Annotated in this window: 4 protein-coding genes and 2 pseudogenes; 1 reads left to right on the top strand and 5 read right to left on the bottom strand. The window is 72.3% G+C overall.

Annotated elements, in window-relative coordinates:
• The 3 genes and pseudogenes from A5709_RS07570 to fmt form a co-directional block, all read right to left on the bottom strand.
• Window positions 1-298: pseudogene (locus A5709_RS07570) on the bottom strand (ribulose-phosphate 3-epimerase); the annotation flags it as partial.
• An 87-nt stretch (window positions 299-385) separates the two neighbouring features.
• Window positions 386-1,774 (bottom strand): RsmB/NOP family class I SAM-dependent RNA methyltransferase, encoded by a 1,389-nt coding sequence (locus A5709_RS07565; protein ID WP_068119165.1) that lies wholly within the window; start codon window positions 1,772-1,774, stop codon window positions 386-388.
• Window positions 1,771-2,703, bottom strand: coding sequence for a methionyl-tRNA formyltransferase (gene fmt, locus A5709_RS07560; RefSeq protein WP_067943774.1), 933 nt, complete (start codon window positions 2,701-2,703; stop codon window positions 1,771-1,773). Before fmt ends, A5709_RS07565 begins: the two co-directional genes overlap by 4 nt.
• Window positions 2,704-2,872: 169 nt before the next feature.
• Between fmt and A5709_RS07555 the strand changes: the two genes are divergently transcribed.
• The gene (locus A5709_RS07555) at window positions 2,873-3,685 is read left to right on the top strand and encodes a class I SAM-dependent methyltransferase (protein ID WP_068119162.1); all 813 of its coding nucleotides are present in this window, start codon (window positions 2,873-2,875) and stop codon (window positions 3,683-3,685) included.
• On the opposite strand, the gene A5709_RS07550 is transcribed toward A5709_RS07555, so the two are convergent.
• Together A5709_RS07550 and A5709_RS07545 are read right to left on the bottom strand one after the other, a co-directional pair.
• Entirely contained in the window at window positions 3,682-4,170 is a 489-nt protein-coding gene (locus tag A5709_RS07550; protein WP_067943758.1) for a MarR family winged helix-turn-helix transcriptional regulator, read from the bottom strand. The two genes, A5709_RS07555 and A5709_RS07550, sit on opposite strands and share 4 nt — an antisense overlap.
• A 128-nt stretch (window positions 4,171-4,298) precedes the next feature.
• Window positions 4,299-5,318 (bottom strand): annotated as a pseudogene (locus A5709_RS07545) (primosome assembly protein PriA); the annotation flags it as partial.

The raw sequence follows: 5,318 nt of genomic DNA, 5'->3' as shown, positions 1-5,318 counted from the left end.
GGTGGTCGGTGGCCTCGGCGTGGAAGGTGACGTTGTAGGCGCCCGCCTCGGCGTAGCCGGGCGCCCAACGGTCGGGGTCCTCGATCATCAGATGGCAGTCCATCGGGATGGCCGTGGCGGTGAGCAGGCTCTCGACCACCGGCAGGCCGATGGTCAGGTTGGGCACGAAGTGGTTGTCCATCACGTCGACGTGCAGCCAGTCGGCGCCCACCACCGCGGCCGCTTCGTCGGCCAGCCGCGAGAAATCGGCGGACAGGATGGACGGCGCGATCAGGGGCTTACCGGTGTTGCCAGGCATGTGCGCCACACTACTGAGCCGCGCCGAAGGGTTCACGCTTCACGGCGCAGCGCGGCGGCGGCCGGGTCCATTTGAGTCGCCACCCCGCTACCCCGCTTCGCGGCGCAGCGCGGCGGCGAACATGGCGTCGGTGCCCTGCCGATGCGGCCACAGCTGGACGTGCGGCCCATCCCCCAGCCCGGTGACGGGCTCGAACAGCGGCCGGGTGTCCAACGCGGACACCGGGTGCCGGCGCAGCGCGTCGGCGACCACCCCGACGGTTTCGGCGAGGTGGGGCGAACATGTCGCGTAGAGCACCACACCGCCGGGCCGGGTGAGCGCGATCGCGGCGCCCAGCAGCTCGCGTTGCAGCTTCGTGAGCGTCGGCACGTCGGAGGGCTGTCGCCGCCACCGCGCCTCGGGGCGGCGCCGCAACGCGCCCAGCCCGGTGCACGGGGCGTCGACGAGCACTCGGTCGAAGGTCGGCTCGAGTTCGGTCTGCCGCCCGTCGACCCGCAGCACGTCGACCGGGAGCCCCCGGGTGTTCTCGGCAACCAGGTCGGCGCGGCGCGGGTTCGGCTCCACCGCGGTGACGCGCGCCCCGGATCCGGCGCCCAGCGCGGCGAGCAGCGCGGTCTTGCCGCCCGGTCCGGCGCACAGATCGAGCCACCGGCCGGTGTCCTCCTCGACCGGCGCCAGCGTCAGCGCCCGTGCCACCAGCTGGCTGCCCTCGTCCTGGACCAGGGCGGCGCCCTCGCGCACCGGCGCCAGCCGCCCGGGGTCGCCACCCGGCAGGTACACCGCATAGGGCGAATACCGGCCGACCGTGCCACCCACGACGTCGGCCAGTTCCGTGGCCGTCAGCACCCCGGGACGGGCCGCCAGGTGCACCTGAGGCCGTTCGTCGTCGCTGGCCAGCACCGCGTCGAGCTCGGCCGCGGCCGCGCCCAAGGCGTCGGCGAACGCCTGCGCGATCCAGCGCGGGTGCGCGTGCACGAAGGCGGCATGTCCGACCGGGTCTCGCGACGGGTCGGGCGCCAATTCCTCGACCCAGGACTTCTCGTCGCGCGCGGAGATTGCGCGCAGTACGCCGTTGACGAAACCCGCGCGGGCCGAATCGAATTCGATACCGGCCTGCTCGACCGTGGTGGACACCGCGGCGTACTTGTCGACGCGGGTGCGCAGCAACTGGTACGTGCCGAGCCGCAGCAGGTCGAGCAGCACCGGGTCGATGCTGTCCGGCGAGCGGCCGGAGGCGGCGCCGATGACCGCGTCGAGCAGGCCACGGGTCCGGCAGGTGCCGTAGGTCAGCTCGGTGGCGAACGCGGCGTCGCGGCCACTGATCCCGCGTTCGCGCAGCAGCGCGGGCAGGGCCAGGTTCGCGTATGCGTCGCGCTCGCTGACCGCCCGCAGCACCTCGAACGCGGCGGCGCGCGCGGGGTCGAGTGGTCGGCGCCGCTTGCCGCGTCCGCGATCCGGCGGCCTGGGCCGGCTCACGTCGCCCGCACAGCGGAGTCGAGTCGCGCGCCGCGGGCCCAGTCGACGGCGTTCATGAATTTCTTTCCGGGCGGCTGTATTTCGCCCAGACGCACCGCTTGCGAACCGGTGCCTATCCACACGCTCTTACGGTCGACGTGAATAGCGCCGGGCGCCAGCGATTCTGGGCCATCCGCGTCGATGTGCACCGGACCGAGCTTCACCCGGAGGTCGCCGATCAGGGTCCAGGCGCCGGGGTTTGGCGTCACCGAACGGATTCGGCGCTCCACGATCGGCGCAGGCAGGTCCCAGCGCACCCGGGCCTGCTCGACGGTGATCTTCGGCGCGAGGCTGACGCCGTCGGCGGGTTGCGGCCGGGGCGTCAACGTCTGATCGGCGATGCCGTCCAGCGTCGTCGATAGCAGCGCCGCGCCCGAAACTGCCAGTCGCTCAAGCAGTTCGCCCGCGGTGTCGGACGGCCGGATCGTCTCGGTGACGACGCCGTAGATGGGGCCGGAGTCCAGGCTGGGCTCGATCCGGAACGTGGTCGCACCGGTGATGGTGTCGCCGGCCGCGATCGCCGCCTGCACCGGGGCCGCCCCGCGCCAGGCCGGCAACAGCGAGAAGTGCAGGTTGATCCACCCGTGCGGCGGCACCCCGAGCAGGCCGTCGCGCAGCAGCGCGCCGTAGGCCACGACCGCGCAGCAGTCCGGCGCCAACTCCGTCAGTTCGGCGACGAACTCTTCCGCGTTCGGCCGCGCCGGTCGCAGCAGCGGAATGCCACGGTCGAGCGCTTCGCGGGCCACCGGCGAGGGCTGCGGCTTGCCGTGCCGCCCGACCGCCGCGTCGGGCCGGGTCAGCACGGCGATCACCTCGTGACGTGGCGAGTCGATGAGGCGGCGCAGCGCGGGCAGCGCGGGTTCGGGGGTGCCGGCGAAGACAAGACGCACCGGCACAGTCTAGAAAGCCGCGGCGGCCGTCCGGCCCGAAGTTGCGCTTGTATACTATTGCTAATGCATACTATTGCTACAGGTCACTATTTAGTCGCGTGACCGCACTGCCGTGCTAGGGACAACGAGGTCGAGTGGGCAGCCCTTTCCTTACCTTCAAGGAGGCCTGATGACTCTCGACACCACGATCAGCGACGCCGCCCCCCATCGCGCGGTATGGGCGCTCGGCGACTACGCCCTGATGGCCGAGGAAGTGATGGCCCCGCTGGGGCCGGCCCTGGTCAAGGCCACCGGCATCGGGCCGGGCGTGCGGGTGCTCGACGTCGCGGCCGGCTCGGGCAACATCTCGCTTCCGGCCGCCGCGTCGGGCGCCGCCGTCGTTTCCAGTGATCTGACCCCCGAGCTGTTGCAGCGGTCGCGCGCCTGCGCCGCGGCCCATGGCCTGACGATCGACTACCGGGAGGCCAACGCGCACGCGCTGCCGTTCGGCGACGGCGAGTTCGACGTCGTCATCTCCGCGATCGGCGTGCAGTTCGCGCCGGACCAGCAGCGGGCCGCCGACGAACTGGTCCGGGTCTGCCGGCCGGGCGGGACGATCGGCGTGATCAGCTGGACGCCGGAGGGATTCTTCGGCCGCATGCTCGCCACCATCCGGCCGTACCGGCCCAGCCTGTCGCAGGCCGTGCCGCCGGCCGCGCTGTGGGGACGCGAGGGCTACGTCACCGGATTGCTCGGCGAGCGCGTCGGCCGGATGACCGCGGTGCGGGGAATGCTGGAAGTCAACCGGTTCGAAAGCGCCGAAGCGGTGCACACGTACTTCAAGAACCACTACGGTCCGACGATCGAGGCCTACGCGAACATCGGGCACAATCGGGTGCTGGCCGCCGAGCTCGACGCCCAACTCGTCGAGCTCGCGCAGCACTACCTCGCCAACGGCACCATGAACTGGGAGTATCTGCTGGTCACCGCCGAGAAGCGCTAGAGATCGATCTCGGCATCCAGGTGCACGTCCGGCTCGCCGCCGGCGGCGGTGAACGCGGTCAGGGCCCGCACCAGGCCGTGGCGTTCCGGCGGCGGCATCTTCTCCACGATGGTCGCGATTTCGTTGCGCCGGTACGCCGTAACCTGACGAACGACCTCCCGCCCCCGCTTCGTCAGCGCGGCCAGCAGCTCGCGCCGGGACGTCGGGTGCGGCAGGCGGTCGATCAGCCCCGCCGCGACCAGCCGATCGACCATCCGCCCGGTGGCGGATGGCTGCACCCCGAGCAGACCGGCCAGGGTGGCCAGGTTGACCGGGCCCCGATTCGACAGGATTACCAGCGTCCGGAACTGCGGGATCGTGATGGTCTCGTCCACCTGACCGATCGAGCGCGCCGAAATGGCAACCAGCAAGCGGGAAGCCGTCAGCAAAGCGTCAGTGATGACGTCCAGCGACTCGTCCGCCGTCGTCGCGTTGTTTGCTGCCATGTCGGCCCCTTCTCCGAACCGTCTCCGGCATATCGGCGGCTAAAGATCAGGAACTGCCAAGGCTCCCAATGTCGTAGTCAGGCATTATTTCCGACGCATACTATCCCCTCGGGCAGGATTTGGCGAGGTCACCCGATGTGCAGGGGGTCGATCTGCACCCGGACCGGCTCGTGGGTCTGGCGGGCGGACAGCACGCTCACGCCGCGACGCAGCGCAGCGGCCAGCGCCAGCCCCTGCTCTCTGCGGGCGCGCACCAGCATCCTCGTCACCGGGACGCCCGTCGGCGTCCCCGCCGGGCGGCGCACCCCAGCCGGCAAATCCACCGGGCCCAGCACGTCCGCCCCGTCTGGCAGCCCGGCCTCGTCGAGCAGCGCCGCCACCGCATCGGCCGCGCCGTCGAGCGCCGCCATGTGCACGCTCGGCGGCAAGCCCACCTCGGCGCGAGCCGCCAAGTCGGCGTCGGCGTGACCCACCGGATCCCAGCGGATCAGCGATTGGACCGTGGGGATCGATGATTCGGCCACCACCAGCACCACCCCGCCGTCGCCGCGGGGACGCACCAACGCCGCCGCGGTCATCCAGCGCCACAGCGCGTCCTCGGCGGCACGCAGGTCTTGTCGGCCCAACAGCGCCCAGGTGTCCAGCAGCAGCGCCGCGCCGTAGCCGCCAGCGGCGGCGGGTTCGGCCCCCGGGGTGGCCACCACCAGGGCCGGGCCGGCGGCGACCCCCGGCACCACACCTTCCCCCGACGAGGTGACCACCGCGGTTCCGGGAAACGCGCGGCCAAGCTCCTCGGCGGTGCGGCGTGCCCCGACGACCACGGCGCGCACGGCGTCCGAACCGCAGCGCGCACACCGCCGCGTCGGGTCGATGCGCCCGCACCACCGGCAGATCAGCGCCTGGCCGCCCTCCTGCAACGACAGGGGGCCCGTGCAGTGCCGACACCGGGCGATCGTGCGGCAGCGCGCGCAGGCCAGCGACGGGACATACCCGCGCCGCGGCACCTGCACCAGCACCGGCGCCCCGGCCTGAAGCGACGAGCGGGCGGCGCGCAGCGCGATCGACGGGATGCGCGCGGTGCGCGCGGCCGGGTCGCGTTCGTCGGCGTAGCCCGTGTCGTCGAGGGCGACCACCCGTGGGGTGCGGGC

It is taken from the genome of Mycobacterium sp. E1386 (assembly GCF_001672745.1).
GTDB lineage: Bacteria > Actinomycetota > Actinomycetes > Mycobacteriales > Mycobacteriaceae > Mycobacterium.
Note: the sequence above shows the minus strand (reverse complement) of the source record. Positions and strands in the feature narration are given on the sequence as shown.

What these genes read in the sequence shown, in the direction of transcription:
- A5709_RS07555 (WP_068119162.1), top strand. Translation starts at nt 2,873, where the DNA reads ATGACTCTCGACACCACGATCAGCGACGCCGCCCCCCATCGCGCGGTA.
- A5709_RS07550 (WP_067943758.1), bottom strand. Translation starts at nt 4,170, where the DNA reads ATGGCAGCAAACAACGCGACGACGGCGGACGAGTCGCTGGACGTCATC.